27 protein-coding genes, 1 tRNA gene and 1 pseudogene are annotated in these 26,461 nt (G+C 73.9%); 18 read left to right on the forward strand and 11 right to left on the reverse strand.

What is annotated here, in order from left to right:
* Positions 1–13: 13 nt before the first annotated feature.
* From eno to RCG67_RS10970, 6 genes are all read left to right on the forward strand, one after another.
* Positions 14–1,297 (forward strand): phosphopyruvate hydratase, encoded by a 1,284-nt coding sequence (gene eno / locus RCG67_RS10945; protein WP_368826195.1) that lies wholly within the window; start codon positions 14–16, stop codon positions 1,295–1,297.
* Positions 1,298–1,423: 126 nt separating this feature from the next.
* Positions 1,424–2,206, forward strand: a complete 783-nt coding sequence (locus RCG67_RS10950; protein WP_368826197.1) for an FtsB family cell division protein — start codon at positions 1,424–1,426, stop codon at positions 2,204–2,206.
* Positions 2,207–2,214: 8 nt separating this feature from the next.
* The gene (locus RCG67_RS10955) at positions 2,215–2,811 is read left to right on the forward strand and encodes a DUF501 domain-containing protein (protein WP_368826199.1); all 597 of its coding nucleotides are present in this window, start codon (positions 2,215–2,217) and stop codon (positions 2,809–2,811) included.
* Between the two features lie 83 nt (positions 2,812–2,894).
* Positions 2,895–3,845: a Ppx/GppA phosphatase family protein gene (locus RCG67_RS10960; protein WP_368826200.1), complete on the forward strand. Its 951-nt coding sequence runs from the start codon at positions 2,895–2,897 to the stop codon at positions 3,843–3,845.
* A 33-nt stretch (positions 3,846–3,878) separates the two neighbouring features.
* On the forward strand, positions 3,879–5,342 hold the full coding sequence (locus RCG67_RS10965; RefSeq protein WP_368826201.1) for a S8 family peptidase: 1,464 nt from the start codon (positions 3,879–3,881) through the stop codon (positions 5,340–5,342).
* A 75-nt stretch (positions 5,343–5,417) separates the two neighbouring features.
* Positions 5,418–6,827 (forward strand): NAD(P)/FAD-dependent oxidoreductase, encoded by a 1,410-nt coding sequence (locus RCG67_RS10970; RefSeq protein ID WP_368826202.1) that lies wholly within the window; start codon positions 5,418–5,420, stop codon positions 6,825–6,827.
* A gap of 118 nt (positions 6,828–6,945) precedes the next feature.
* On the opposite strand, the gene RCG67_RS10975 is transcribed toward RCG67_RS10970, so the two are convergent.
* Positions 6,946–7,572: a hypothetical protein gene (locus tag RCG67_RS10975; RefSeq protein ID WP_368826203.1), complete on the reverse strand. Its 627-nt coding sequence runs from the start codon at positions 7,570–7,572 to the stop codon at positions 6,946–6,948.
* Positions 7,573–7,759: 187 nt separating this feature from the next.
* Positions 7,760–8,005: a hypothetical protein gene (locus RCG67_RS10980; protein WP_368826204.1), complete on the reverse strand. Its 246-nt coding sequence runs from the start codon at positions 8,003–8,005 to the stop codon at positions 7,760–7,762.
* 288 nt (positions 8,006–8,293) lie between these two features.
* Between RCG67_RS10980 and RCG67_RS10985 the strand changes: the two genes are divergently transcribed.
* The 5 genes and pseudogenes from RCG67_RS10985 to RCG67_RS11005 all read left to right on the forward strand — a co-directional run bounded on the left by RCG67_RS10985 (position 8,294) and on the right by RCG67_RS11005 (position 10,574).
* Positions 8,294–8,367 (forward strand) — tRNA-Leu (locus tag RCG67_RS10985).
* 313 nt (positions 8,368–8,680) lie between these two features.
* Positions 8,681–9,250, forward strand: coding sequence for a dihydrofolate reductase family protein (locus RCG67_RS10990; RefSeq protein WP_368826206.1), 570 nt, complete (start codon positions 8,681–8,683; stop codon positions 9,248–9,250).
* Between the two features lie 151 nt (positions 9,251–9,401).
* Positions 9,402–9,491: pseudogene (locus RCG67_RS10995) on the forward strand (DUF6578 domain-containing protein); the annotation flags it as partial.
* 461 nt (positions 9,492–9,952) lie between these two features.
* Positions 9,953–10,456 carry a hypothetical protein gene (locus RCG67_RS11000; RefSeq protein WP_368826208.1) on the forward strand — a complete coding sequence of 168 codons (504 nt, stop codon included), beginning with the start codon at positions 9,953–9,955 and terminating at the stop codon, positions 10,454–10,456.
* Complete coding sequence (locus tag RCG67_RS11005; RefSeq protein WP_368826210.1) at positions 10,440–10,574, forward strand: hypothetical protein; 135 nt, start codon at positions 10,440–10,442, stop codon at positions 10,572–10,574. Before RCG67_RS11000 ends, RCG67_RS11005 begins: the two co-directional genes overlap by 17 nt.
* A gap of 51 nt (positions 10,575–10,625) precedes the next feature.
* Here RCG67_RS11005 and RCG67_RS11010 read toward each other — a convergent pair whose 3' ends face one another.
* From RCG67_RS11010 to RCG67_RS11025, 4 genes are all read right to left on the reverse strand, one after another.
* Complete coding sequence (locus tag RCG67_RS11010; protein WP_368826212.1) at positions 10,626–11,459, reverse strand: hypothetical protein; 834 nt, start codon at positions 11,457–11,459, stop codon at positions 10,626–10,628.
* A 203-nt stretch (positions 11,460–11,662) separates the two neighbouring features.
* A complete protein-coding gene (locus tag RCG67_RS11015) occupies positions 11,663–14,086 on the reverse strand; it encodes a S8 family serine peptidase (protein ID WP_368826213.1) in 2,424 nt (807 codons plus the stop codon).
* A 141-nt stretch (positions 14,087–14,227) separates the two neighbouring features.
* Complete coding sequence (locus RCG67_RS11020) at positions 14,228–14,500, reverse strand: hypothetical protein (protein WP_368826215.1); 273 nt, start codon at positions 14,498–14,500, stop codon at positions 14,228–14,230.
* 16 nt (positions 14,501–14,516) lie between these two features.
* A complete protein-coding gene (locus tag RCG67_RS11025) occupies positions 14,517–14,801 on the reverse strand; it encodes a hypothetical protein (protein WP_368826216.1) in 285 nt (94 codons plus the stop codon).
* A gap of 203 nt (positions 14,802–15,004) precedes the next feature.
* Here RCG67_RS11025 and RCG67_RS11030 point away from each other — a divergent pair, with 203 nt between their 5' ends.
* Positions 15,005–15,901 (forward strand): Bax inhibitor-1/YccA family protein, encoded by an 897-nt coding sequence (locus RCG67_RS11030; protein WP_368826218.1) that lies wholly within the window; start codon positions 15,005–15,007, stop codon positions 15,899–15,901.
* A gap of 101 nt (positions 15,902–16,002) precedes the next feature.
* Here the strand turns inward: RCG67_RS11030 and RCG67_RS11035 are convergent, their stop codons facing one another.
* Complete coding sequence (locus RCG67_RS11035) at positions 16,003–16,605, reverse strand: nitroreductase family protein (RefSeq protein ID WP_368826220.1); 603 nt, start codon at positions 16,603–16,605, stop codon at positions 16,003–16,005.
* Positions 16,606–16,716: 111 nt separating this feature from the next.
* On the opposite strand from RCG67_RS11035, the gene RCG67_RS11040 reads away from it, so the two are divergent.
* Positions 16,717–18,120: an AI-2E family transporter gene (locus RCG67_RS11040; protein WP_368826222.1), complete on the forward strand. Its 1,404-nt coding sequence runs from the start codon at positions 16,717–16,719 to the stop codon at positions 18,118–18,120.
* Between the two features lie 100 nt (positions 18,121–18,220).
* On the forward strand, positions 18,221–19,468 hold the full coding sequence (gene ilvA, locus RCG67_RS11045) for a threonine ammonia-lyase (protein ID WP_368826224.1): 1,248 nt from the start codon (positions 18,221–18,223) through the stop codon (positions 19,466–19,468).
* An 85-nt stretch (positions 19,469–19,553) separates the two neighbouring features.
* Here ilvA and RCG67_RS11050 read toward each other — a convergent pair whose 3' ends face one another.
* The 3 genes from RCG67_RS11050 to RCG67_RS11060 all read right to left on the reverse strand — a co-directional run bounded on the left by RCG67_RS11050 (position 19,554) and on the right by RCG67_RS11060 (position 20,976).
* On the reverse strand, positions 19,554–19,763 hold the full coding sequence (locus RCG67_RS11050; RefSeq protein ID WP_368826226.1) for a hypothetical protein: 210 nt from the start codon (positions 19,761–19,763) through the stop codon (positions 19,554–19,556).
* A gap of 7 nt (positions 19,764–19,770) precedes the next feature.
* Complete coding sequence (gene greA / locus RCG67_RS11055; RefSeq protein WP_058874391.1) at positions 19,771–20,274, reverse strand: transcription elongation factor GreA; 504 nt, start codon at positions 20,272–20,274, stop codon at positions 19,771–19,773.
* 276 nt (positions 20,275–20,550) lie between these two features.
* Positions 20,551–20,976: a DUF4307 domain-containing protein gene (locus RCG67_RS11060; RefSeq protein WP_368826228.1), complete on the reverse strand. Its 426-nt coding sequence runs from the start codon at positions 20,974–20,976 to the stop codon at positions 20,551–20,553.
* A gap of 204 nt (positions 20,977–21,180) precedes the next feature.
* Between RCG67_RS11060 and mca the strand changes: the two genes are divergently transcribed.
* The 3 genes from mca to RCG67_RS11075 are packed head-to-tail and all read left to right on the forward strand — an operon-like array spanning position 21,181 to position 24,617.
* A complete protein-coding gene (gene mca, locus RCG67_RS11065; protein WP_368826320.1) occupies positions 21,181–22,059 on the forward strand; it encodes a mycothiol conjugate amidase Mca in 879 nt (292 codons plus the stop codon).
* 8 nt (positions 22,060–22,067) lie between these two features.
* Positions 22,068–22,448 carry a hypothetical protein gene (locus RCG67_RS11070; protein ID WP_368826229.1) on the forward strand — a complete coding sequence of 127 codons (381 nt, stop codon included), beginning with the start codon at positions 22,068–22,070 and terminating at the stop codon, positions 22,446–22,448.
* Between the two features lie 54 nt (positions 22,449–22,502).
* Positions 22,503–24,617 carry a thioredoxin domain-containing protein gene (locus RCG67_RS11075; protein WP_368826230.1) on the forward strand — a complete coding sequence of 705 codons (2,115 nt, stop codon included), beginning with the start codon at positions 22,503–22,505 and terminating at the stop codon, positions 24,615–24,617.
* Here RCG67_RS11075 and trhA read toward each other — a convergent pair.
* Positions 24,610–25,317, reverse strand: coding sequence for a PAQR family membrane homeostasis protein TrhA (trhA, locus tag RCG67_RS11080; protein WP_368826232.1), 708 nt, complete (start codon positions 25,315–25,317; stop codon positions 24,610–24,612). The two genes, RCG67_RS11075 and trhA, sit on opposite strands and share 8 nt — an antisense overlap.
* 174 nt (positions 25,318–25,491) lie before the next feature.
* On the opposite strand from trhA, the gene RCG67_RS11085 reads away from it, so the two are divergent.
* The gene (locus RCG67_RS11085; RefSeq protein WP_058874396.1) at positions 25,492–26,253 is read left to right on the forward strand and encodes an isoprenyl transferase; all 762 of its coding nucleotides are present in this window, start codon (positions 25,492–25,494) and stop codon (positions 26,251–26,253) included.
* The last annotated feature ends 208 nt before the right edge of the window (positions 26,254–26,461 follow it).

Raw genomic sequence — 26,461 nt, forward strand, 5'->3', positions numbered from 1 at the left:
TCAGGAGCAACCCATGGCCATGATCACCGCAGTGCACGCCCGCCAGATCCTCGACTCCCGCGGCAACCCGACCGTGGAGGTCGAGGTGCTGCTGGAGGACGGCAGCTACGGCCGGGCGGCGGTGCCCTCGGGCGCCTCGACCGGTGCCTTCGAGGCCGTCGAGCGCCGTGACGGCGACCAGAAGGTGTACCTCGGCAAGGGCGTCCTCGACGCCGTGAAGGCCGTCGACGAGGAGATCGGCGAGGCCGTGATCGGTCTCGACGCGACCGACCAGCGGCTGGTCGACCGGACCATGCTCGACCTCGACGGCACGGACAACAAGGCCGGCCTCGGCGCCAACGCCATCCTGGGCGTCTCCCTGGCCGTGGCCCGCGCCGCCGCGAACGCCTCCGACCTCGAGCTGTACAAGTACCTGGGCGGGCCCAACGCGCACGTGCTCCCGGTGCCGATGATGAACATCCTCAACGGCGGCTCGCACGCCGACTCCAACGTGGACATCCAGGAGTTCATGATCGCCCCGATCGGCGCCCCGACCTTCTCCGAGGCGCTGCGCACCGGCGTGGAGGTCTACCACTCCCTCAAGGCCGTGCTCAAGGAGCGAGGGCTGGCCACCGGGCTCGGCGACGAGGGCGGCTTCGCCCCGAACCTCGAGTCCAACCGCGCCGCGCTCGACCTCATCTCGGAGGCGATCGAGAAGGCCGGGTACACCGTGGGCACCGACGTGGCGCTCGCCCTGGACGTCGCCTCCTCCGAGTTCTTCGAGAACGGCAAGTACAGCTTCGAGGGCAAGCAGCTCACCGCCGCGGAGATGACCGCCTACTACGAGGAGCTCGTGCGGGACTACCCGATCGTCTCCATCGAGGACCCGCTGGACGAGGACGACTGGGAGGGCTGGCAGACCCTGACCGCCTCCGTGGGCACCCAGGTGCAGATCGTCGGCGACGACCTCTTCGTCACCAACCCGGAGCGGCTCTCCCGCGGCATCGAGGAGGGCGCCGGCAACGCGCTGCTCGTGAAGGTCAACCAGATCGGCTCCCTCACGGAGACCTTCGACGCCATCTCCCTGGCCCAGCGGCACATGTTCCACTGCATGATCTCGCACCGCTCGGGCGAGACCGAGGACACCACGATCGCGGACATCGCGGTGGCCACCAACGCCGGGCAGATCAAGACCGGGGCCCCGGCCCGCTCGGAGCGCGTGGCCAAGTACAACCAGCTGCTGCGCATCGAGGAGGAGCTCGGGGACGCCGCGCGCTACGCGGGCGCCTCCGCGTTCCCGCGCTACACCGCGAAGTGACGAGCCGCGGCGGCTGACCGGCCGGGCCGGCCCGTCGTCGTGCGGGTGAGCGGCCGTCCCCGGGCGGCCGCTCACCCGTGAGCGCTACACTGGTCCCCGTCCCCGCCCTTCCCCCGTGAGGTCAGCATGCCCGCTCCCCGCCCGCGCACCACCCGCCTGCTCGGCGGGCGCGACGCCGCGCAGGGGACGCGGGGGCGCGACGCCGGGCCTGCCGGCGGATCCGGCGGCGGGTCCAGCGCCGTGGGGTCGCCCGTTCCCGCCCGGACCTTCAGCGGCCGGTTCCTGATCCTCACGCTCGTGGCCGTCCTCATCGTCTTCCTGGCGGCGCCGACCACCAAGATCTTCCTCGAGCAGCGGGCGGAGATCGCCCAGCTCGAGCGCGCCATCGCCGACATGGAGGCCCAGAAGGCCTCCCTCGAGGACCAGGTGGACCAGTGGTCGGACGAGACCTACGTCCAGCAGCGGGCCCGGGACCGGCTGCTCTACGTCATGCCGGGGGAGCGGTCCTACCTCGTGGTGGGCGCCGAGGAGATGGACGGCGCCGTGGTGGACTCCTCGGCGGCGCAGGTCGAGGCCGAGAAGCCCGCATGGGTGGACGCCCTCTGGCAGTCCGTCGTGGCCTCCGCCTACGAGGACGCCGGCCCCGTGGCGGGCGCCGCGGCCGCCGAGGACACGGAGTCCGGCGGCACGGACACCGACAGCACGGACTCCGGCGAGGAGCCGGGCGACCCCGCCGCCCCCGGGGACTCGGGCCCGGACCAGGAGTCCGGCGCCGCCGGGCGGACAGCGCAGACAGAGCAGACAGAGCAGACGGAACCGACAGACGAGACCGTCCCGGCCGCCCCGGCGGACGGGGCCGACGCGCCGCAGGACGCGGCGACGGACAGCCGCGGCAGCCCCGCGGAGTGAGGAACGGCGTGAACCCCCAGCACGGACACGAGCCCGGCGACCGATCCGCCCCCCGGGGGCTCGGGGTGACGGCCGAGACGGTCGAGCCCACGGCCCTGGACCTGCAGGTCCTCTCCCGGCAGCTCGGGCGCCCGGTGCGCGACGTCGTCGAGATCCCGGCCCGCTGCACGTGCGGGAACCCGCTCGTGGCGGCCACCGCCCCCCGGCTGGCCAACGGCACCCCGTTCCCCACCGTGTTCTACCTCGCCCACCCCGTCATCACGGCCGCGGTGTCCCGGCTCGAGGCCGCCGGCCTGATGTACGAGATGACGGACCGGATCGCCGCGGACGAGGCCCTGGCCGCCGCCCACCGCGCCGCGCACGAGGACTACCTCCGCGAGCGCGCCCGGATCGGCGCCGAGGCCGGCACCGGGCCCGTTCCCGAGATCGAGGGCATCTCCGCCGGGGGCATGCCCGTGCGGGTCAAGTGCCTGCACGTGCTGGCCGGCCACGCGCTCGCGGCCGGGCCCGGCGTGAACCCGCTCGGGGACGAGACCCTCGAGGCGATCACCGAGTGGTGGACCCCCGGGGCCTGCCACTGCGACCCCGCCTGGCGCGAGGACTGAGACCCACCCGCGGCGCCCGCCGCCGCGGCCCCGCCCGGCGCGGGCCCGAGATCCACCCGCCCCCGACACCCCGAGGACTCCCCATGCGTGTAGGCGCCATCGACTGCGGCACGAACTCCATCCGACTGCTCATCGCCGACACCCGGGAGGAGCACCGCCGCACGGTGCTCGACGACGTGGTGCGCGAGATGCGCGTGGTCCGCCTGGGCCAGGGCGTGGACGCCACCGGGTGGCTCGCCGAGGCGGCGCTCGAACGCACGTTCGCGGCCACGGACGAGTACGCCAAGCTGCTGAAGAAGCACGACGTGGAGCAGCTGCGCTTCGTGGCCACGAGCGCGACCCGCGACGCCGGGAACCGGGACGTCTTCCTCGCGGGGATCCGCGAGCGCCTCGGCGTGACCCCCGAGGTCATCAGCGGCGACGAGGAGGCGGAGCTGTCCTTCCGCGGCGCCTCGGCGGCCGTGGGCGGGGCCGATCCCGAGGACCGGGTCCTGGTGATCGACCTCGGCGGCGGGTCGACCGAGTTCGTGCTCGGCAACGCCCAGGGAGTGCTCGCCGAGCGCAGCATGGACATCGGCTGCGTGCGCCTGACGGAGCGCCACCTCGGCTCCAACCCGCCGACGACCCAGCAGCAGGACGCGGTGCTGCGCGACGTCGACCACGCCGTGGACGTGGTCCTGCAGAGCGTGCCCCTCGCCGAGACCACCCAGCTCGTGGGCGTCGCCGGCACCATCACGACCGTCACCGCGCACGCACTCGGGCTGTCCGCCTACGACCCCGCGGCGATCGACGGCGCGGAGCTGCCGGCGGAGCGGATCGCGCAGGCGTGCCGGGAGCTCACGGGCATGACCCGCTCGGAGCGCGCGGCACTGCCCTACATGCACGAGGGCCGGGTCGACGTCATCGGCGGCGGCGCCCTCGTGTGGCGGCGGATCGTCGAGCGGGTGGGGGCGGCCACCGGCGGACGGGTGGACTCGGCGATCGCGAGCGAGCACGATATTTTGGACGGGATCGCCCTCTCCCAGGTCGGCTGACCCGCCCGGACCCCCACCGACCCGGAAGGACACATGTCTTCCAGCGCACCCCGCCGTCGTTCCCCGCGCCACCGCGCCCTCACGCGGTGGGGCGCGGTGGGCGCGGCCTCGGCCGTGCTCGGCGCCGGTGCGCTGGCGCTGCCCGGGGCGGGGCCGGCCGAGGCCCGTCCCGCGGTGCCCGGGCCGGCCCCGAGCATCCCGCTCGAGGACCCCGTCAGCGTGGCGCCCGTGCCGAGCGAGGGCGCCACGCGCGCCCCGGACACCTCCCGCATCGCCGAGGACGGGATCCGCCCCCTGCAGTACTGGCTGGACGAGTACGGCGTGCGCGAGGCCTGGAAGGAGTCCACGGGGGAAGGGGTGCGGATCGCCGTCATCGACACCGGGGTGGACGGCTCGCACCAGGACCTCGAGGGCGCCGTGGTGGGCGGCACCGACGTCTCCGGGGGTGGTGCCGCCGACGGCCAGGAGGGCCTCGGCACCGAGCCGGAGCACGGGACCCTCGTGGCGTCCGTGGCCGCGGGCCGCGGGCACGTGCCCCCGGGCGGGCGGGACGACGACGCCCCCGGCCGGCCCGCCGGCATCGTGGGCGTGGCCCCGGACGCCGACGTGCTCGCCGTGTCCACGTGGCTGGGGAACGAGAGCCCGGAGGTCCGCAGCGTCGACGAGCAGCTCCCGGACGCCGTCCGGTGGGCCGTGGACAACGGCGCGGACGTCATCAACATGTCGGTGGGCTCCAACGCGACCTCGTGGCCCGAGAGCTGGGACGAGGCCTTCCTCTACGCCGAGGAGCAGGACGTGCTCGTCGTCGCCTCGGCGGGCAACCGGGGCTCGGGGCTCGTCCAGGTCGGTGCCCCGGCGACCATCCCCGGCGTGCTGACCGTGGGCGGCGTGGGCCGCTCCGGGGAGGCCAGCTGGGAGTCCTCCTCGCAGGGGATCTCCATCGCCGTGGCGGGCCCCTCGGAGGACATGGTCGGCGCGATCCCCGGCGACCGGTACGCCACCTGGGCCGGGACGTCCGCGTCCGCGCCCGTGGTGGCCGGCACCGCGGCGCTGATCAAGTCGAAGTGGCCGGACATGAGCTCCGCCCAGATCGCGAACCGCATCGTCTCCACCGCCCGGGACACCGGGGCGCCGGGCAAGGACCCGCTCTACGGCTACGGGGTCCTGGACGTCGAGGCCGCCCTCACGGAGGACGTCCCCGAGGTGGACCGCAACCCGCTCGGCAGCATGGAGCAGTGGGTGCGGGTGCACCGCAGGAGCGCCACGGCGACCCCCACGCCGGGCCCCACCGAGAGCGCGGCGCCCGTCACGGAGGAGGTCGAGGCGGAGGTCGCCCCGCCGGAGCCGGTCGCCCCGATCGACGAGACCGGGCTGCTGCCCGTGGTGGTGCTCGCCGGGTTCGGGCTGCTCGTGCTGGGCCTCACCGTGGGCGCCGTGGTGCACATCCGCCGCATCGTGGCGGACGGCGCGGCGGAGGGGCCGGGGAGCCGCTCCTGAGGCGTGCGCGGGAACACGCTGGGGGCGCCCCGCACGAGGACTGATATCGACAGCGTTCTGAGTAGACTCGGGGGCATGTCTTTCACTCAACTGGCCAAGGACCGTCCTCGCCTGCTGATCGTCGGCGGAGGCTACGTCGGCTTCACCGTGGCGCAGGAACTGCAGAAGCGGATCAAGGACTCCGGCGGAGTCGTCACCGTGGTGGATCCCAACCCGTACATGATGTACCTTCCCTTCCTGCCCGAGGTGGCAGGCGGCAACGTCTCCGCCCGCAGCGCGGTCGTGCCTCACCGGCAGCACCTCAAGGACTGCGAGATCGTCACCGGGCACGTGCTCGGGGTCGACCACGCCAACCGCACCGCGACCGTCAAGGGCATCGACGAGGGCGAGACCTTCGAGCTCGCCTACGACGAGGTCGTCGTCGCCGGCGGCTCCGTCACCCGCGCCTTCCCGATCGAGGGCCTCGCCGAGAACGGCATCGGCCTCAAGACCATCGAGGAGGCCGTGGCGGTGCGCAACTGGGTGCTCGAGCGCATCGAGGTCGCCTCCCTCACCACCGACGAGGAGGCCAAGCGCCGGGCGCTGACCTTCGTGGTGGTCGGCGGCGGCTACGCCGGCACCGAGACCATCGCCGAGATCGAGGACATGGCCCGCAGCGCGGTCGAGCGCAACGAGCGGCTGCAGGTCTCCGACCTGCGCTTCGTGCTCATCGAGGCCATGGGCCGGATCATGCCCGAGGTCTCCGAGGAGCGTGCGGAGAAGGTCGTGGCGCACCTGCGCAGCCGCGGCATCGAGGTCCTGCTCAACACGTCGCTCGACTCCGCGGTGGACAAGCACCTGAAGCTCGTCAACATGGAGGACAAGTCCCCGGCCGGCGAGTTCGGCACCGACACGCTGATCTGGACCGCCGGCGTGCAGGCCAACCCGCTCGTCAAGTCCACGGACTTCCCGCTGGACGAGCGCGGCCGGGTCCGGACCGGTGCGGACCTGCGGATCACCGGCGACGACGGGCCCCTCGAGGGTGCGTGGGCGGCCGGCGACGTCGCCGCGGTGCCGGACCTGACCGGCGGGGGAGTCGGCGGGTTCTGCGTCCCCAACGCCCAGCACGCGGTGCGCCAGGCGCACACGATGGTCAAGAACATCCTGGCCGCCCGCGCGGGCAAGCCGCTCGAGGACTACTACCACGAGAACCTCGGCGCGGTCGCCGGGCTCGGGCTGTACAAGGGGGTGGCCAGCATCAAGAACCTCCCCGGGCTGCCCGAGAAGGGCCTCGAGTTCTCCGGCGTCGCCGCCTGGGCCATGCACCGGCTCTACCACGGCTACGCGATCCCCACCGTGGACCGCAAGGCCCGCGTCTTCACCGAGTGGGCCCTGAACTTCGTGTTCGGCCGGGACACCACCACGCTGCGCCACGAGCGGGACCCGCGCACGCGGTTCCAGGTCGCGGCCGGCAAGGCCCCGGCCCCGCGCAAGGCCAACCTCTGATCCGACCCGCTCCTCGTTCGACCCCGTCCCGGCCGCGTGCCGGGGCGGGGTCGAGCCGTTCCCGGGCGCGGTACCCCAACCCGCCGGGCGGAGGTGCCGGCCCGGCCGGCGGTCGGCCTCAGGGGGAGGGGATCCGGCGCAGCTCGTTGTCGTGGGCGTGGGCCATCCGCCGGTAGCCGTCCCCGGCCTCGCGCAGCCAGGCCACGCCCAGGGCCGGGCAGACCTCCTCCACGGTGCCCCGGCAGTGCAGCAGACCCCGGTGCCACACCTCGATCCGGTCCCCGGGGCGCAGCTCGCCCAGGTCGTGCAGCACCTCGCCGGTCCCGGCGGCCTCCCGGGCCGGCGGCTCGCTCCCGGGAACAGGTGCGAGCTGCGGCGCCGGCTCCGGCGAGGGCCCGCCCGAGCGCACCGTCATCCCCTCGGGTGCGGGCTCCTCTCCGGGCGCCGGCTCCGACCCGGACGGCACCTCGGTGAGTCGGACCGGCGGGGCGAGGAACTGCTGACGGGTGTCGAGCTCGGCCACCAGCTCCTGGCAGCGGTCCTGCGTCACGGGATGGGGCCCGTCCGGATCGGTGAGGTACTCCTGCTCGAGCCGGCGGCAGACACGACTGTGCAGCACCTGCAGCTCGGTGAGGTCCAGCTCCGCGAGGGCGGAGGGGAACGGGTCCGCGGGGGACAGGAACGTGTCGGGCGCCGAGGGCGCCACCGACGGCAGGGACGGGGACGGAGCGAGCTGGGGGTTCATGAGGGCAACCTCTCGACCGGGAACGGTGCGGCCGGCTGCTCGACCCCCTCCCAGGCTAGGCCGCCGCACGCCTGCTGACCAGTGCTTTGCATGATTTGCAGTCCGGGGCGGAGAGCGTCAGCGGCCGAAGCGCGCCCGTCCGGGCGCTCGCCGTCGGCCCCGTCGTCCCGGCCGGCTCCCTCGTCCGTCAGGCGGTGCGCTGGGGGTGGGCGATCTCGCGGGCGTCGAGCTCCACGGTCAGCTCCTGGTGACGCTCGAGGGTGACCGGGTGTGCTCCGGCCGCGTCACCGAGGTACTCCCGGTCGAGCTGGCGGCCGACCCTGCTGTGCAGGACGTGCAGCTCGGCGAGGGACAGCTCGGTGAGATCGGCCGGGAACGCGTCGTCGGGCATCAGGTAGGTCCTGCCGGAGGGCGGGGCGACGACCTCGCTCATGCTGCTGTGGTTCCGTCGGGTGCCGGGGCGGACCGTACCGGGGCGGGCGCCGGGCGGTCTCCGCCGTCGGGAGGAAACCGGAGGAACGAGGGGATGGGGTGGTGCACGGGGGCAGCCTCCTGCGGGTGCGACGACGTCGCGGCCGGCTGCTCGACCACGGTGCCAGACTACTGGATCCGGTGCCCGCTCGACGAGACGGGATTCCCCGGCGGCCCGCGCCCGGACCGGTGAGGTGACAGGAAGGAGACGATAGGGTGGGGCGGCGGCCCGGTGACGTGGCCGGCACCGGCCCCCATAGCCCAATCGGCAGAGGCAGCGGACTTAAAATCCGCTCAGTGTCAGTTCGAGTCTGACTGGGGGCACGCTGTAATCGCGGTATTCCGCGGCAGTCGGAGGCTGGACCGAGTGCCCCACTCGGGCCGGCCGACGTTGACTCGTCCCGCAGGGAGCACTTCGTGCTCGAACACCAACGGGGACACCTGCCCGGCCGGGCGCCGGGTCTACCCCCGGCCGGCGTGGTCGGCGATCATGAGGCATGACCGACCGAGGGGAGCGGGGGACACCGGAGTTCACCCGGTTCATGCCGTGGCGCATCCGCATCCCGATCGCCGCCGTGATCTTCGCGGTGATGCCAGTGGCTCTAGCATCGGCGCCACAGCAAGGGAGAACGACGAGATGAGACCACTTCGATACTCGATCAACGTCACGCTCGACGGCTGCTGCCATCACGAGGCGGGACTTCCCCCGGACGAGGAGTCGATGCGCTACTGGACCACTCAGATGGAGCGAGTCGATGCCCTGCTGTTCGGCCGGGTGACCTACGAGATGATGCAGTCGGCGTGGCGGAAGCCGGCCACGGGCCCGTGGCCCGACTGGATGAATGAGTGGGAGATCCCGTTCGCCGAGGCCATGGACCGGGCGAAGAAGTACGTCGTGTCGAGCACGCTGAGCGAGGTCGATTGGAACGCCGAGCTGGTGCGAGGCGACGTGGGGCCGGCGGTCGAACGGCTCAAGCAGGAGCCGGGCGAGGGCCTGTGGGTGGGTGGCGTGACGCTTCCGACGGCGTTGGCGGATCTGGGACTGATCGACGAGTACGAGTTCGTGGTGCAGCCGGTCCTTGCCGGGCACGGGCCGACGTTGCTCGCCGGTCTGCGCGAGCGCATCCAGCTCGAGCTCGTGGACCGCCATGAGTTCCGGTCGGGGGCGGTGGCCCAGCGATACCGGCCCACGCGAGTGACGGCTTGACGTGTCTGCTCCTGGCACATCGGCCGCTCCCTCGCGACGGGCGGGGGGACATCGCCCGAGGTGCCGGTAGCGGGCAGGGCGAGCGTCGCCTGGCGCTGCCAGGTTCACGTCATGATGATCGAGGTGGAGCTGCGCGAGTGGGTGGCAGCAGTGCTGCGGTGAACCGTTCCGGATCGGCTCGACCGTCACCTGGAAGCTGGAGGTCGTCGACGACGCAGTGCTGCCGGTCCACGTGCCCGACGAGCAGGCCTGGCCCAGTTCGGTCCGACGGATCGTCAGCCGGTGCGGCCGGCGGAGTGCAGCACGCGCAGGTAGACCCAGGAGCAGCACCCACTCGGCTCGTGCGCTGCCGCTCTCGTCCAGTCCCCACAGGGCCAGTCCTGGAGTACCGAGGGTCAGCATGAGCGCGGCAGGCAGCGTCCGCACCAGCACCTGTCCGGCACGCGGTACGGGCACCTCGTCGGTGCGCTGGGCGGGCCGGTCCATGGCGCCGACGCTACCGGCGGGCCGACGCCGAGTGGCAGGCGCACATGAGGAGAGCGACGACGCGGTGGCCGGCGTGCCAGGATGCGAGCAGGGGGCGGGGCGGGACAGGCGGAGAGGGACACGGACACCACGGTCGGCCGGCGCATGTTTGCGGACGGACACGACGGGCTCCCCGTCGCTACGCTGGGGTCCACGACGAGGCGGACGGGGGAGCCGATGCCCGTGGAACCGGAGGCCGGAGAGCCCACGGCGCCGAAGAAGGCCCGGACGTGGCTGTGGTGGATCGCCGCGTGGTTCCTGTGGACCTTCGTCGCCGACGAGGTCCTCGAGGCGGCGCTGGACTGGATGGTGGCCGTCGGCGGCTACGGGTTCTCCAACGCCGTGCTGGGGCTGCTCACCCTGGGGGTGTGCTTCATCGCGGTCCAGCGCACCCACGTCAAGCACGCGAGACGGGAAGCCGAGGGGGACCCGGACCCGTTGCCGGCCGCCTACGACTACGTCACCCAGGCCCAGGCCGGTCTCTGCCTGGGCTGGGGCGCCGCGGTGCTGGGATGGGCGCTCCCGCTGCTGCTGCTGATCCTCCTCGGGCCGGCGTCGGCCCTCTCGCCCTGGCCGGTCCTCGGCACGACCGCGCTGATCCACGGCCGGATGGAGATGGAGCACGCGCGCGTCATGGACGCCCGCCGCGGACGTCCGCCGGCTCGTGGGGCGACGCGGTGAGCAGGACGGAGAGCAGGACGGGGCGGGAGGAGAGCTCGTGGTGAGCCCGGGGACGCCGTGGACGACCCCGGTGCTGGCGGTGGTGCTGCCGGCGCTGCTGTGGCCGGTGCTGGGCTGATGGCTGTGTCCTGGTGAACAGGACGGGACCGGCGCCGGTCCCTGGGCGGGGCTACCGGGGCAGGTGGCGCTGCAGCCACAGGGTGCACCACATCTTGACCCGCAGCTCGTCCCAGTCCGGGACGTCGACGACCAGGGCGGCGGGCCCGTAGCGGTGGACGGAGGTGACGCCGTCGCGGTCGCACAGCTCGGCGATCAGGTGCTCCACCAGGCCCGGGTGCTGGGCGGGGATGTCCTCGCGCAGCCCGACGTCGAAGCAGTCCAGCTCGGCGACCACGGTCACCAGCGGCTCCTGCAGGGCTGTCGCCTCCGGACCGTCCCCCTGGAGGGCGTCGATGGTGCGGCGGGTGTGGGCGAGCATCTCGGTCCCACTCATCGGGGCACGTCCGTGGGCGGACTGGTAGGCGCTGTAGAGCGGCAGGCCGGGGAGGAAGAGGTGGTGGTGGTCGGTGCCGAGCACCGGGTAGTTCAGCAGCGGGTGGTCGGCCATGATGTGCTCGCCGACCTGCCAGGTCGCCTGCGGCACGGCGGTGGCGAGGACCTGGCCGAGGTAGGAGACGAAGCCGTCGACGAGGGTGATCGTGGCGGCCGGTGGGTGCGGGTCCACGAGCCGGCCGTGCCGGGCCCAGGACGGCCAGCCGGGCCGGGTCGGATCCTCGGTCAGGGAGTGGGCGGCCGTGCCGAGCTCGGCGGCCCGGGCGGAGATCCAGGCCCACAGCGGGGAGACGGAGTAGACGGAGCCCTCGAGCATCTCGGACGGGTCCATGCCGTGTCCGGCCAGCGCTGCGCGCAGGCGCTGGAGCGCCGGGTCGCGTTCGGCGAGGTAGGCGTCGAGCGCGTCGGCGGCTTGTGTGGCATCCATCAGCTCGTACGGCACATCACCCATGGGGCGACTCTACTGCCCTCCGCGGCGGTCCGGCGGCGCGCGGGGTCGGCCGGGTCCGCCGTCGGCGTCCGCAACGGCTGCGGAAGAGGACACCTCCCCACTGTCACCCCGCACCCGGGCCCGGACGCGCAGCGGCCCCGCTCCGAGGACGGAGCGGCCCCGCTCCGAGGACGGAGCGGGGCCGCTGCGGGGACGGTGCCGGATCAGCGGTAGTCGATCCGGATCTTCCCGCCGGGGCTCCAGGTGATGGAGCCGCCCTGGAAGTACTGCACCACGGACCGGTCGGCGCGGGTGATCTCCCCCGTCCGGGGGAAGCCCAGGCGGCTCTTCGTGCCGCCGAGCGCGAGGTAGGACCGGCCGATCGAGCCCTTGATCTCCTGGGCGTAGGTGCTGGGGCTCCAGTAGATCCGGCCGTTCTGGAACACCTGGTAGACGCCGCCCGTGCCGGTGGGCGCCTCGTCGGACGTCGGGTGGCCCAGCGGGCCGGCGGTGCCGCCGGAGCGGTCGTGCCGCCCGCCGATCGAGCCCTTGAGGGGGTGCGCCCCGGCGGCGGCGCTCCAGACGATCCTGCCCCGCTGGAAGGACTGGGAGGTGCCTCCCCGGCCGTCGGAGACGGCCGCGGCCGTGGGATAGCCCAGCGAGCCCTGCTCGCTGCCGGCCCGGGAGTAGGCGGCGCTGGTGGCCCCGGTGATCGCGTGCGCCCCGTGGGCGGAGCTCCACAGGATCCGCCCGTTCTGGAAGGTCTGGTAGTACCCGCCGATGCCGTTGCCCCGCCGGTCCGCGGTGGGATACCCGAGAGCGCCCTTCTCGCTGCCCGCCGCGGCGTAGGTCCGGTCGATGTCCCCGGTCAGGGCGTGGGACCCGCTGCGGGAGGACCACAGGATCCGCCCGTTCTGGAACAGCTGGTAGGCCCCGCCGATGCCGTTGGACCTCTCGTCGGAGCGCGGGAAGCGCAGGACGCCCGCGGCGGTGCTGTTGCGCTTGTACGCGGACTCGATCCCGCCGCGCACCCAGTGGGCGCCGGTGGCCGAGGTCCAGTAGATCGTGCCCTTCGTGAAGGTCTGGCGGACCCCGCCGGCGATGGGCTGCTCGTGCGAGGTCGGCGCGCCCGTCTCGCTCTTGATCCGCTGGTACAGCGAGCCGATCGCGCCCTTGGTGGTGTAGGTCGGCGTCGGCGCGGCCGGTGCCGCGGTCACGGCGGGCTTCGTGATCCAGAGGGCGTCGTGGGAGTTCAGCGTCTTGCCCCCGGGCAGGGTGGACCAGACGTCCCCGGAGTCCAGGATCAGCTGCTTGTACTGGTCGGAGCTCAGCGTCGGGTTCTTCTGCTTGAGCAGGGCCAGGGTGCCGGCCACGTGCGGAGTGGCCATCGAGGTGCCGTAGTCGAAGCGGCTGTTGGGCGCCACCGGCGTGGTCCGGCCGGTGTTGCCGGCGGAGAGGATGTGGTGGCCCGGGGCGTAGATGTCCACGGCGCCGCCGTGGTTGGAGTAGCTGGCCCGGACCCGGTCGGAGCCGATGGCGCCGACCGTGATCACGTTGTAGCAGTTGCCCGGGGCGTACTCGATCGCCGGGCGGCCGCTGTTGCCCGCGGCCACGGCCACGGGGATGTTCCGGAACCAGGCCGTGTTGATGGCGTTCTGCAGGGTCGGCGAGCACGCCCCGCCCATGGACAGGGACATGTTGATCACGTCGGCGCGCTTGCGCGGGGCGGGGGCCCCGGCCACGGGGTCCCCGGCCAGCCACCGCACGGCGTCGGCCATGTCGGAGACGTAGCCGTAGCCGCACGCGCCCAGGGCGCGGGCGTTGAGCAGGGTCGCGTCGGGGGCGACGCCGACGGTGCCGTAGCTGTCGCGCTTGGCGGCCACGGTCCCGGCCACGTGCGTGCCGTGCCAGATGGAGTTGGTGGCCGCGGAGCCGCTGTAGCACTGCCCGGCCGTGGAGTAGGTGCCCGGGTCGCGGGCGTCGGTGTCCCGGCCGTTGCCGTCGTTGCCGAGGGCGGCGGTGGAGACGAAGTCGTAGCCGCCGATGGTCTGGGAGTCCAGGTCCGGGTGGTTGGCGAAGCCGGTGTCGACGACCCCGACCGTGACGCCCTTGCCGGTGGCGGTGTCCCACGCCTCGAAGGCCCGCAGGTTGGTGAGGGCCCACAGGGACGGGACGCCCGGGTCGGTGGCGGTCGCGGCGACGGAGCCCATGCCCTCCGGCTCCGCCTCGTCCGTGCCGGGGATCCGGGCGGTGGACACGAGGCGGTCGGGCTCGGCGTAGGCCACGGCCGGGTCCTTGGTGAGCTCGTCGGCGAGTTTCTCGGCCTGGTCGGTCGAGACCTCGCCGGCCAGCTCGACGACGGCCGCGCCGTCGCCGGTGGTGCGGACCTCGGTGGTCTCCTCGGCCTCCGGGACGTCGGCCTCGGCGGCGGCGTCCTCGACGGCCCGTTCCGACTCGGCCTCGCTGACGGGGGTGCGGTACTTGACGATCATCCGGTCGGTGATCTCCGGAGGGGCCTCGCCGCTGAGCTGCTGGGGGCGCAGGCTCGTGGCGTTCTCGGCGGGGGAGGCCGTCGCGGGCGCGAGGGGAGCCAGCACGAGGGCCAGGGTGAGAGCGGACAGGGTGGGGGCGAGCATGGATCGTTGCATGGGCGAACTCCTGGGGGGGGTGGGGGGATCCCGGAACAGGTTCTCACATGCAAATCGATGCGAATAGATCTAAGTCAAGATCACGGCTTCATCACGAAGTGTGACGCTCCGAGGTCCGCGGGGCGGCCCGGCCGGACCGGGTCAGACGGCTCCCACCAGCACGGCGAGCCACCGCAGGTGCTGCAGCAGCGACGGGACGCCGGCGGCCAGCAGGGCCACGGCGGTCGCGGACGTGGCGCGGCCCAGGTGGCTCCGGGCGGCGGCGCGGGCCGTGGCGCGGACGGCGGGGGAGCGGCGGCGCGCGGCCGGCGCGAGGTCGAGCGCGGCCTGGACCAGGCTCCACAGGGCCGTGGCGCCGGACCCGGCGACGAGGAGGCAGCCGTAGAGGAGGACGGCTCCGGGCAGCTGGACCACCGGTGCGCGCCCCGGCTCAGCCCGCGAGCACGGCGGCGCCCAGGCCCACGGCGAGCACCCCGGCCACCGCCCAGGTGAGGCGGTAGGCCCGGCGGTAGTGCTCGGCGCTGCGGTGCTCGAGCCACGCGGCGGTGTGCGGGGCGGGGGCGGCGCCCGGGGATGTGCCCGGGGAGGCCTGCGCGCGGCGCAGCCGGCCGATGGCGCCGAGGTAGCGGCTCCACTGCAGGACGGCCAGGGAGCCGACGGCGAGCAGGACCGGGATCGCGGCCAGCGGCACCCAGTGGGCGGCGGACTCGGGCATGACGGGCCTCCGGAGCGGGACGACGGTCGTTCCCCCCAGCATGTGTGCAACCGCAAAGACCTGTCTGTCCGCTCTCCTGGGGCCGCGCACCGGGCGGCGCGCACGCCCTCGGCTTAAGCACAGCAGTTCTCCTGCTTCCGTGCGGTTCCCGTTGCTACCCTGGAGGCACATCTCGCACATCAGTGCCACGGAAGGACCCCTCAATGGCCGGCGGTAACCCGCTTCTCCGCGATTTCTCGAAGCCTGGCGCAGGCAGCGCCCAGCCCTCCGGGAACCAGTACGGACAGAACTCCTACGGAACCCCCTACCAGCAGCAGCCCGGCTACGGGCAGACGGGCTACCAGCAGGGCGGCTACGGCCGGCCGCAGCAGGGCGCCCCGTACTCGGCCGAGCGCCTCGACTCGATGTACAACGCCCCGGCCGCCGGGACCAACCAGACCGGCCGGATGACCTACGACGACGTCATCATGCGCACCGCCACGGTGCTCGGCGCCGTGGTCGTCGGCGCGCTCGCCGGCTGGATCATGCCGATCCTCACCATCCCCGGTGCCCTGATCGGTCTCGTCCTGGGCCTGGTCAACGCGTTCAAGCGCCAGCCCTCGCCGGCCCTGATCCTGGCCTACGGCCTGTTCGAGGGCATGTTCCTCGGCGGCATCTCGCAGATGTTCGAGGCCATGTACCCGGGCATCGCCGTCCAGGCCGTGATCGGCACCCTTGCGGTGTTCGGCTCCGTGCTCGTGCTCTTCCGCTCGGGCAAGCTGCGGGCCTCCGCGCGGGCGACCAAGATCTTCATGGTCGCGCTCATGGCCTACTTCGTGTTCGCCCTCGTCAACCTGGGCGCGGTCCTGCTGTTCGGCTTCAACATCCGCACCGACAGCCCGCTCGGCCCCTGGCTGGGCCTGGCCATCGGCGCGATCGCCATCCTGCTGGCCGCGTACAGCTTCGTGCTCGACTTCGAGAACATCAAGCGCGGCGTCGAGGTCGGCGTCCCGGAGAAGATGGCCTGGTCCGCGGCCTTCGGCCTCACGGTCACGCTCGTGTGGCTCTACATCGAGATCCTGCGCATCCTGGCGATCATCCGGGAGATGACCTCGAACTAGGTCCTTCCGCTCCGGCCCAGCGCCGCCCACGACGGCCCGGCACCCGCCCACCGCGGGGCCGGGCCGTCGTCGTGCCCCGGCGCGCGGGCGCAGGCCGGGCCTCAGTGGTAGGAGATCCGGGGCCCGGGGGTGGGCCGGGTGGCCGCGTGCTCGGCCGCCACGCCGCGGGGCGGGCGGCCCACGAACAGCCAGCCGAGGAGCTTCTCCTCCGCGGCCAGCCCGTAGAAGGCGCGGACCGCGTCCTCGCGCGCGCCGTCGCGCTCGGCCCACACGGTGCCCCAGCCGGCCGCCCAGAACGCGGCCTCGAGCAGCGGGCGGGCCCCGTGCGCCGCGTTGAGCTGCTCCTTGCGGGAGAGGCCCAGGGCGTCGTCGGGGCTGAAGACGAGGGCGCAGCCCAACCCGCCCGTGCTTGCCCACTTCAGGGCGCCCCGGAACGCCGCGAGCCGGCGCAGCTGCTTGCTCTTGAGCCGTGGGAACGGCGCCGACATGTTGGGCACCCGGGTCATCCCCGCCAGTGCCGCCGCGAGCTCCGGGGCGGAGCGGCGGGTGGTCACGGCCACCCGCCAGCTCAGCCCCGGCTCGGCGGCCGCGGTGCCCGCGGCGGCGCGGAGCACGGCCTCCAGCTCCTCCCGCGGAGGGGCGTCCGGGGTCAGGGCGGGCGCCGGCCGGCGCTGGGCGAGGACGCGGAGGAACGTGCGTGACATGCCGCCAGTCTTCCACCGTGCGCGCGCCGCGGGCAGGAGCGGCGTCCCGGGGCGTCCCGGGCCCCGGCCGGGCGTCGCCGGCCGGTCGCACGGGCGTGCCAAGATGTCTTCATGCCTTCGACTTCGCACGACGCCGAGCGGCCTCCGCTGCCCGGGCCGAGCAACGAGCTCCCCCCGTTGCACGGCAACGCCGCGGGAGGGGTCGCGGTCTCCGTGCGGGTCGCCGCGGCGTGGTCGTGGCGGCTCATCATCATCCTCGCGGCCGTGGGGCTGCTCGGCTACATGCTCTCCACGATCACGGTGGTCATCATCCCCGTGCTCATCGCGGGCCTGCTCGCCGGGCTCCTGTTCCCGCTGGTGAAGTGGCTGCGGGGCCGGCACGTGCCGGCGGGCCTGGCCTCGGGCCTCGCGGTGCTCCTGCTCATCGGGCTCGTGACGGGCCTGCTGGTGCTCGCCGGCCGGCAGATCGTGCTGGGCTTCGCGCAGCTGTCCGAGAACGTGGTGGTCGGCACGCAGCAGCTCCTGGGCTGGCTCGAGGACGGGCCCCTGAACCTCAGCGCCGACAGCGTGAACGACTGGATCGACGACCTCGGCACCACGGTCCAGGACAACAGCGAGGCCATCCTCTCGGGCGCCATGTCCTTCGGCTCGACGGCGGGCAACGTGCTGACCGGCATCATCATCATGCTCTTCACCCTGCTGTTCTTCCTGATGGACGGGGAGCGGATCTGGCTCTTCCTGGTCCGGCTGTTCCCGGTCAGCGCGCGGCGGGCCGTCAACGGCGCCGGCCGCCGGGGCTGGACCTCGCTCGTGCAGTACGCGCGGGTCCAGGGCTTCGTGGCCTTCGTGGACGCGGTGGGCATCGGGCTCGGCGCGGCCCTGCTCGGCGTCCCGCTCGCGCTGCCCATCGGCATCCTGGTGTTCCTGGGCTCCTTCATCCCGATCGTGGGCGCCGTGGTCACGGGGATCGTGGCGGTGCTCGTCGCCCTCGTGGCCGACGGCTTCGGCACCGCCCTGGCCATGCTCGCCGTGGTGCTCCTGGTGCAGCAGATCGAGTCCAACGTCCTGCAGCCGCTCGTGATGGGGCGGGCCGTCTCCCTGCACCCCCTCGCGGTGTTCCTGGCCGTGGCGTCCGGCACCATCCTCTTCGGCATCACCGGGGCGCTCTTCGCCGTGCCGCTGATGGCCTTCCTCAACACGGTGGTGCGCTATCTCGTGAACGGCGCGTGGCGCGCGGACGACGAGATCCCGTGGGAGCCGTACTACTTCCCGTGGGAGATCAAGAAGCACGCGCGCCGCAACGACCTCACCCGCGACCAGGTCATGGCCCAGCTCCAGCGCTTCCGCCGGACCCGCGCCAAGGAACGGCTGCAGGCCGCCCTCAAGCGCGGCCGCCGGGACGACCGCGCCCGGGCCGCGGCGGGAGCGGGCCGGCGCACCGGCCGCGGGGCCGGCGGCAACGGTGCCGGTGGGGGGCTCCCGGCCGCGCCCGAGCGGCCACCGGGCAACGACTAGGATGAGGACCGCGCCCGCCGCCGGCGGGCGCTCACCGTGGGCGGGCCCAGCGGCCCGCCGCGGTCCCGCCCCACGCCCCGACCGGGAAAGAAGACGCACCGTGAGCCTGGCCGAACTGCCCGTCCGCCTCGCCGACATCCAGGACGCCGCCGCGCTCCTCGAGGGCGTGATCGACCGGACGCCGGTGGCCCACTCCCGGGCGCTGTCCCGACTGGTCGGCTCCGAGGTCAACCTCAAGGCCGAGAACCTCCAGCGCGCCGGCTCCTTCAAGGTCCGCGGCGCCTACGTGCGGATGGCCAAGCTCACCGACGAGGAGAAGGCCCGGGGCGTCGTGGCGGCCTCCGCCGGCAACCACGCCCAGGGAGTGGCCCTCGCCGCGGCCAAGCTCGGCATCACCGCGCGCATCTACATGCCCCTGGGCGCGGCCCTGCCCAAGATCGCCGCGACCCAGGACCACGGGGCCGAGGTGATCCTGCACGGCACCACCGTGGACGAGGCGCTCGCCGAGGCCCAGCGCCACGCCACCGCCACCGGAGCGGTGTTCGTCCACCCCTTCGACCACGCGGACATCGTGGCCGGACAGGGCACGCTCGGGCTCGAGGTGCTCGAGCAGGTGCCCGACGTCGACACCGTCATCACCGGTGTGGGCGGCGGGGGGCTGCTCGCCGGCGTGGCGGTGGCGGTCAAGGCCCGGGCCGAGCAGCTGGGCCGGCCGATCCGGCTCATCGGCGTGCAGGCCGAGAACGCGGCCGCCTACCCGCCCTCCCTCGCGGGGGACGCACTCGTGACCCTGGACCGGGTCTCGACCATCGCGGACGGCATCGCCGTGGGCAAGCCGGGGCAGCTGCCGTTCAGCATCATCAAGGAGCTCACCGACGACGTCGTGACGGTCTCCGAGGACTCCCTCGCCCAGGCGCTGATCTTCCTGCTCGAGCGCAACAAGCTCGTGGTGGAGCCGGCCGGCGCCGTCGGCGTCGCGGCTCTGCTGGACGGCCGCCTGCAGGCCGCGTACCCGGACCTCGGGAACACGGTGGTGGTGCTCTCGGGCGGCAACGTGGACCCCATGCTCATGCTCAAGGTCATCCAGCGGGGCCTCTCCGCGGCCGGCCGGTACATGACCATCAAGATGATGCTCACCGACCGCCCGGGCGAGCTCGCGCGCATCTCCCAGCTCATCGCGGTCCAGGACGCCAACGTCACCGGCGTGGACCACACCCGGATCGGCGGCTCGCTCAGCCTGGGGGACGTGTCCATCACCATCGACATGGAGACCAAGGGCCACGAGCACTGCCGCCAGGTCCTCCGGGCGCTCGAGGCGGAGGGCTACCACCCCGTCGTCGTGCACTGACCGCGCGCGGGGCCCGGTCCCGGGCCACGGACGACGACGGCGCCGGTCCCCGCGGGGACCGGCGCCGTCGTGGGCGGGCGCGGCGTCAGGAGCGGCGCCGGCCGGTGAGGTAGGTGGCGAACGCGCTGACGAACGTCGCGAAGACGAAGATGTTGCGCAGGCTGCCGGGCTCGCTCGCGGCCGGGTCGCCCTGGCCCGTGAAGTGCAGCACGACGGCCGCGGCCCCGAGCACCACCGTCAGGACCAGCAGGACCTTGGTGCCGGGACCGGGACTGCGCAGCCAGTGGGTCGTCACCGGGGCCTCAGCCCTTGAACGGCTTGGCGTCCAGGATCTTGACCGGGATGTCCTTGCCGTTGGGCGCGGTGTAGGACAGCTCGTCGCCGACCCGGTGGCCGGAGATCGCGGAGCCCATGGGGGACTTCTCGGAGAAGACCTCGAGGTCGCTGCCGGCGGCCAGGTCCTCGGCCACCTCGCGGGAGCCGATGAGGAAGGTCATCGCCTCGCCGGCGATCTCGGCGGTGACGACCATGCCGGCCTCGACCACGCCGTCGTCCGCCGGGGCCTCGCCGACCTGGGCGTTCTCGAGCAGGTTCTTGAGGTGGACGATGCGCCCCTCGTTCTTGCTCTGCTCCTCGCGGGCGGCGTGGTAGCCGCCGTTCTCCTTGAGGTCGCCCTCCGAGCGGGCCTGGTCGATGCGCTCCACGATCTCCTGCCGGTACGGGCCGGAGATGTGGTCGAGCTCCTTCTTCAGGCGGTCGTAGGCCTCCTGGGTGAGCCAGGCGCCGGTCTTGTTCGTGGTGGTCACATTCTCTCCTCGGTGGACGGTCGGTCGGGCCGCGGCTGCCCGCCCGGGAGTCCGGGCGGGTCCGCGGCGGACCGGGACGGCGGTGCGGGCCGCCGGTGGTGCAGGGGCCCGCTACGCAAAGACCCCGCCCCGGTGCAGGTCGTCCGTTCGGACGGTGTCCGGCTGCCGGGGACGGGGAGTCCTGGTGCCCAGTCTAGGCGGGGCGGGCGGACAAGCCCAAAGAACGGTGTCGGCGGCGACACACGGGCGCCCCGGGCGCCCCGGGCGCCGCGCGGCTCATTCCTCGACCCAGCAGGAGTCCACGACCGCGGTGGTCGCCAGGTTCGTGGTGCGCACGGCCGCCCGGTGGGAGCTCGTCCCGCCCTCGCTCAGCCGCTCCGCGGGCACGGCCCCGACGGTCACCTCGGCCCAGCCCACCACCGCGTACTCCTGGTTGAGCGCCTGCACCGCGCACGTCACCACGTCCCCGGGGCGCTTGGTGAGCTCGAAGTCGGCCGTGGCCCGGGCCTCCGAGACCACTTCGAAGCCGATGTCCTTGAACGTGGGGGCGCCCTGCCGGGCCGTCACCACCCAGACGACGAACACGGCCGTCAGCACGGTGGCCGCCGCCGCGAGCCCGATCCAGCTGCGCGGCCCGATGCGGCGCTCGCGGCGGGGGGCTCCGTAGCGGTCGGAGAGCAGGTCTGGGGAGTCGGTGGACACGGCGGCCTCGGGTCTCGGGGGCGGGAGCGGCGGCGCCGGAGCCGGCCGCCGCCCGGCCACTGTAGCCGAGACCCCTGGGAGCATCCCGGGCGCGGGCCCGCCCGGCGAACGCGTAAAATGGGCGGCGGCCCGTGCCCGCACCGGCCGCGTCCCGTTCCCCCGACCGTTCCCGAGAGGATTCCCCGAGTGACCTCCCTGTCAGAGATGCGCCTGCTGGCCGTCCACGCCCACCCCGACGACGAGTCGAGCAAGGGCGCCGCGACCATGGCCCACTACGTCCGGCAGGGGGTCGAGGTCATGGTGGCCACGTGCACCGGTGGGGAGCGGGGGTCGATCCTCAACGCCGAGATGGAGGGCCACCCGCACGCCGAGCGGGACCTGACCGGCCTGCGCCGGCACGAGATGGCGCACGCGGCCGCGGCGCTGGACGTCCGCCACCGCTGGCTCGGCTTCATGGACTCCGGCCTGCCCGAGGGGGACCCGCTGCCGCCGCTGCCGCCGGGCTGCTTCGCGCTGCAGCCGCTCGAGCGCGCCGCCGCGCCCCTGGTCCGGCTCGTGCGCCGGTTCCGGCCGCACGTGATCCTCACCTACGACGAGAACGGCGGCTACCCGCACCCGGACCACATCCAGACGCACAACGTCTCCGTCGAGGCGTTCCGCGCGGCCGGGGACCCGGAGCGGTACCCAGGTCTCGGCGAGCCGTGGACCCCGCAGAAGCTCTACTACGACCGGGCGTTCAACCTGGAGCGCTTCGTGGCCCTGCACGAGGCCCTCGAGGAGCGGGGCCTGCAGTCCCCGTACGCGGCCCGGATCGCGATGCTGCAGGAGAGCGACCCCGAGGGCCACCGCCCACCGGCCCCCCGGCACGAGACCACCACCAAGGTGCGGTGCCCGGACACGTTCCCGCTGCGGGACGAGGCGCTGCGCAGCCACCGCACCCAGGTGGCGCCGGACGGGATGTTCTTCGCCGTCTCCGCCGAGCTGCAGTCCGAGGTGTGGCCGTGGGAGGACTACGTGCTCGCCGAGTCCCGGGTGCCCACCGAGCTGCCGGAGCACGACCTGTTCGCCGGGATCGCGGGCTGAACGCCGCGATGAGCACCGTGCTGAACGCGCTCGCCCTGCTGCCGGCGATGGCGCCCAACCCGATCGACGAGGGCACCCTGCGCCCCGGCCTGGACCCGAGCCAGGTGACCCCCGGCGTGCTGGGCTTCCTCATGACGCTGCTCCTGGCCGTGGCCGTCATCTTCCTCGTGCGGGACTTCAACCGCCGCAACCGCCGTCTGCGCTACCGTGCGGAGTACGCCGAGCGCCGGGCCGCCCAGGAGCGGGTGGGCGGCTACGCCGGGGCGGACGACACCCGGACCGCCGGGGACGCCCGGGACGACGGCGCCGGGAGCGCCGGGGCCCGGGGCGCAGGGGGAGACCCGGTGGCGCCGGCCGAGGGGCCGGAGGGCCCCGACCGGCGCGGCTGAGACCGGGGCCCGTCCGCGGGCCCGTGTGCAGGACCCGAGATCCGAGGAGCTCCCGTGGCCAACCGATTGACCGGACAGTCCTCCGCCTACCTGCGCCAGCACGCGGACAACCCCGTGGACTGGCAGCCGTTCGACGCCGCCGCGTTCGCCGAGGCGGCCCGCCGCGACGTGCCGGTGTTCCTCTCCGTGGGCTACGCCGCCTGCCACTGGTGCCACGTGATGGCCCACGAGTCCTTCGAGGACCCCGAGGTCGGCGCCTACCTCAACGAGCACTTCGTGCCCGTCAAGGTGGACCGCGAGGAGCGCCCCGACGTGGACGCCACCTACATGGTGGCCACGCAGCTGATCACCCGCCAGGGCGGCTGGCCCATGAGCGCGTTCCTCACCCCGGACGGGCGGGCGTTCCACGCGGGCACGTACTTCCCGGCGCGGCCCGCGCACGGCATGCCGTCCTTCCGGCAGGTCCTCGAGGCCGTGGCCACCGCGTGGTCGACCCGCCGGGACGAGCTCGAGCAGGCCGCGGACACGGTCGCCCGGGCCATCGCCGGGCAGGCCGAGGACCTGCGCTCCGCCCTCGCCGGCGCCGCCGTGACCGTGCCGGCGAGCGGGGAGCCGGAGGAGGACGGGCCGGACCTGGCCTCCGCGGCACTGGACGTGCTCCTGGCGGACGAGGACCCCGCGCACGGGGGCTTCGGCGGCGCCCCCAAGTTCCCGCCCTCCACGGTGCTGCTCCTGCTGGAGCGGCTCGCCGCCGGCGGGGCCCCGCGGACCGCGGACCGGGCGCGGGGCCTGCTCGGGCGCACCCTCGGCGCGATGTGCGGCTCCGCGCTGTTCGACCACGTGGGCGGAGGCTTCCACCGGTACTCCGTGACCCGAGAGTGGTCCCTGCCGCACTACGAGAAGATGCTCTACGACAACGCCCAGCTGCTGCGGGCCTGCGCGCGGGCCGCGGTCGCGGACCCCGGCGCCGGCCACGCGCGGGCCGCCGCGGACACCGCCGGGTTCCTGCTGGCGGAGCTGCGCCTGCCCGGCGGGGCGTTCGCGTCCTCCCTGGACGCGGACACGGTCTCCGCGGACGGGGACGTGCACAGCGGCGAGGGCGCGTTCTACGTGTGGAGCCGGTCGGAGCTGCGCGAGGTCCTGGGCGCCGACCGCGGCACGGCCGTGGCCGACCTCATGGGCGTGGCGGCCGGGGCCCCGCAGCCCCTGCACCCCGGGCGGGTCCTGGGCGGGGCCGACCAGGCGCTGTGGGACGACGCCCGCCCCGAGCTCGCGGCCGCCCGCTCCCGGCGCCCCGCCCCGGCCCGGGACGACAAGGTCGTGGCCGGCTGGAACGGGATGACGGTCACCGCGCTCGCGGAGGCCGGGGTGCTGCTGGAGGACCCGGCGCTCGTGCTCGCCGCCGAGGAGGCCGCAGCGCACCTGTGGGCGGTGCACTGGGACGCGTCCCGCCGGAGCCTGGCGCGCACCAGCCACGCGGGCTCGGCGGAGCGCTCGATCGAGGGCCTGCTCGAGGACTACGCGATGGTCGCCGAGGGCTTCCTCGCGCTCTACCGGGCCACCGGGGCGACGCCCTGGTACGAGCGGGCCCGGGAGCTCGCCGACGTCGCCGCGGAGCGGTTCTCGCACCCCGGCCCGGACGGCGGGCCGGAGCGGGTCTGGTCCGACCTGGCGGACGTCCCGGCGCCGCTGCTCGCGGCGGGCAGCTCCGGGCGGGCGGAGCCCCTCGACGACGTCACCCCGGCCGGGACGGCCGTGCTCGCCGCGGTGCTCGTGGAGCTGTGGGCCCTCGAGGAGGACGAGCACCGGCTGGGGGCGGTCCCCGCCCTGCTGGGGCCCCTGGAGCTGCTGGCCCGCCGCTCGCCCCGCAGCGCCGGCCGGGCCCTGGCCGTGCGGGCCGAGCTCGGCTCCGCCCCGGCGCACGTGGTGCTCGCCGGCGGGACCGCCGAGGACAAGCTCGCGGCCCGGCGGGCCGTGGGCCCCGCCGCGGTGCTGAGCACGCGCGTGGTGGACGCCGACGCCCCGGGGGCGCCGGGCTCGGCCCGCGGGAAGGCCGCGCTCGGCGGGCGGTTCACGGTGTACGTGTGCCGGGACTTCGCCTGCCGCGCGCCCGTGCACTCGGTCGCGGAGCTCCAGGAGCAGCTGGCCGGGGCGGACCCGCTCAGCTGAGCATCGCGAGCATGATCGCCACGTAGTGCAGCACGAAGCCCAGCACCGTGAAGGCGTGGAAGACCTCGTGGAAGCTGAACACCTCGGGCAGCAGCCGCGGGCGCCGGGTGCCGTACACCACGGCCCCGGTGATGTAGGCCACTCCGCCGGCGGCGGTGAGCGCGGCGGCCGGCGGGCTGGCCTGCCAGAACTGCGGGAGGTAGAACAGGGCCAGGCAGCCCATCACCACGTACAGCGGGGTGTACAGCCAGCGGGGCGCGAGGGTCCACAGCAGCCGGAAGGCCACCAGGGCGGCGGCGCAGGACCAGATCACGACGAGCAGCAGCCGGGACTGCGCCGGGGCCAGCAGCGCGACGGCCAGCGGCGTGTAGGTGCCGGCGATCAGCAGCGCGATGTTCGAGTGGTCCATCCGGCGCAGGACCATGTGCAGCCGCCGGGGCCAGTAGGCGCGGTGGTAGATCGCCGACACGCCGAACAGCAGGATGCCCGTTCCGCCGTACACGGCGCACGCGATCCGCAGCTCGGCGCTGGGCGCCAGCAGGATGGCCACGAGACCCAGGACGACGACGACGGGCGTGAAACTCGCGTGGATCCAGCCCCGCCACGCGGGCTTGCGCTCCACGAGGTCCTCGATCCGGTGCTCGACCGCCTGCTCGACGCGACCGGCGGCCCGGCCGACGGCGCCGTGCGAGTGCTCCATGATGATCCTTCCGGCGTGCTGTGCGTGAGTCCGACCGGTCTCCCACCGGGTAGTTTAGGAGGCGTCCCCGAGAGCCGGCCGGGTCCGTGACGGCCGCCACGTCCGGCGCCGTGGCCCCCACCACGTCCGGGACCACCACCGACACCGTGCGCGCGAACCCGGGAGGAAGCACAGATGCCCAAGCCACGGCCGCTCTACCGGTTCTACGAGCGCAGGCTCTCCACCGGCCTCGACCCGCGGCGGCTGCCCAAGCACGTCGGCGTCCTCGTGGACGGCAACCGGCGGTGGGCCAAGCAGTTCGGCGCCTCGACCGCGGACGGGCACAAGGCCGGGGCGCAGAAGATCGTCGAGTTCCTCGGCTGGTGCCGGGAGCTGGACATCGAGGTGGTCACCCTCTACATCCTCTCCACCGAGAACCTCAAGCGCCCGGCCGCCGAGCTGGAGCCCCTGCTCGAGATCATCTCCGACCTCATGGACACCCTCACCGAGGCCGGCATCTGCCGGGCCCAGCCCGTCGGCGCCCTCGAGATGCTGCCGCCGCGGCTCGCGGACTGCCTGGCCGACCTCACGGAGCGCACCGCGGGCAACGCCGGACCGCACCTGAACATCGCGGTCGGCTACGGGGGCCGGCAGGAGATCGTGGACGCCGTGCGGGAGGTGCTCACGGAGGCGCTCGAGGCCGGCACGGACGTGCGGGAGCTCGCGCAGAGCCTGTCCGTGGAGGACATCTCCCAGCACCTCTACACGCGCGGGCAGCCGGACCCGGACCTGCTGATCCGCACCTCCGGGGAGCAGCGGCTGTCCGGGTTCCTCATGTGGCAGTCCGCCTACAGCGAGTACTACTTCTGCGAGGCGCTGTGGCCGGACTTCCGGCGCGTGGACTTCCTGCGGGCGCTGCGCGACTACGCGTCCCGGCAGCGGCGTTTCGGCGGCTGAGCGGACCCGGCCGCGCCCGTCGTCGTCCCCTGTCATCGGTGCTGTCGCCGGCCCTGCCGCCGGCCCCCGACGTCGTGCCTCGCCGGCGTCGCCGCGGTCGTCCCGGGTCGTCGCGGGCAATTTCCGCGCCGTTCACCGTTTCTGCTCGCATGGTGGGGCCGGTCCGCATACGTTGTCCTCAGGTGGACGGCGCGGACGCCGCCCACCG

Origin of the sequence: Kocuria cellulosilytica (assembly GCF_040981245.1) — a bacterium.
In the GTDB taxonomy this organism is placed as follows: Bacteria; Actinomycetota; Actinomycetes; order Actinomycetales; family Micrococcaceae; genus Kocuria; species Kocuria cellulosilytica.

Bases quoted from the DNA above. Each gene is read 5' to 3' on its own strand.
- RCG67_RS11040 (WP_368826222.1), top strand. From the start codon at position 16,717: ATGCCTTCGACTTCGCACGACGCCGAGCGGCCTCCGCTGCCCGGGCCG.
- RCG67_RS10970 (WP_368826202.1), top strand. From the start codon at position 5,418: ATGTCTTTCACTCAACTGGCCAAGGACCGTCCTCGCCTGCTGATCGTC.
- mca (WP_368826320.1), top strand. From the start codon at position 21,181: ATGCGCCTGCTGGCCGTCCACGCCCACCCCGACGACGAGTCGAGCAAG.
- RCG67_RS10980 (WP_368826204.1), bottom strand. From the start codon at position 8,005: ATGAGCGAGGTCGTCGCCCCGCCCTCCGGCAGGACCTACCTGATGCCC.
- RCG67_RS11030 (WP_368826218.1), top strand. From the start codon at position 15,005: ATGGCCGGCGGTAACCCGCTTCTCCGCGATTTCTCGAAGCCTGGCGCA.
- RCG67_RS10960 (WP_368826200.1), top strand. From the start codon at position 2,895: ATGCGTGTAGGCGCCATCGACTGCGGCACGAACTCCATCCGACTGCTC.
- RCG67_RS11000 (WP_368826208.1), top strand. From the start codon at position 9,953: ATGCCCGTGGAACCGGAGGCCGGAGAGCCCACGGCGCCGAAGAAGGCC.
- RCG67_RS11085 (WP_058874396.1), top strand. From the start codon at position 25,492: ATGCCCAAGCCACGGCCGCTCTACCGGTTCTACGAGCGCAGGCTCTCC.
- RCG67_RS10990 (WP_368826206.1), top strand. From the start codon at position 8,681: ATGAGACCACTTCGATACTCGATCAACGTCACGCTCGACGGCTGCTGC.
- RCG67_RS11015 (WP_368826213.1), bottom strand. From the start codon at position 14,086: ATGCAACGATCCATGCTCGCCCCCACCCTGTCCGCTCTCACCCTGGCC.
- RCG67_RS11025 (WP_368826216.1), bottom strand. From the start codon at position 14,801: ATGCCCGAGTCCGCCGCCCACTGGGTGCCGCTGGCCGCGATCCCGGTC.
- eno (WP_368826195.1), top strand. From the start codon at position 14: ATGGCCATGATCACCGCAGTGCACGCCCGCCAGATCCTCGACTCCCGC.
- RCG67_RS11070 (WP_368826229.1), top strand. From the start codon at position 22,068: ATGAGCACCGTGCTGAACGCGCTCGCCCTGCTGCCGGCGATGGCGCCC.
- RCG67_RS11010 (WP_368826212.1), bottom strand. From the start codon at position 11,459: ATGGGTGATGTGCCGTACGAGCTGATGGATGCCACACAAGCCGCCGAC.
- RCG67_RS11035 (WP_368826220.1), bottom strand. From the start codon at position 16,605: ATGTCACGCACGTTCCTCCGCGTCCTCGCCCAGCGCCGGCCGGCGCCC.
- trhA (WP_368826232.1), bottom strand. From the start codon at position 25,317: ATGGAGCACTCGCACGGCGCCGTCGGCCGGGCCGCCGGTCGCGTCGAG.
- RCG67_RS10965 (WP_368826201.1), top strand. From the start codon at position 3,879: ATGTCTTCCAGCGCACCCCGCCGTCGTTCCCCGCGCCACCGCGCCCTC.
- RCG67_RS10950 (WP_368826197.1), top strand. From the start codon at position 1,424: ATGCCCGCTCCCCGCCCGCGCACCACCCGCCTGCTCGGCGGGCGCGAC.
- RCG67_RS10975 (WP_368826203.1), bottom strand. From the start codon at position 7,572: ATGAACCCCCAGCTCGCTCCGTCCCCGTCCCTGCCGTCGGTGGCGCCC.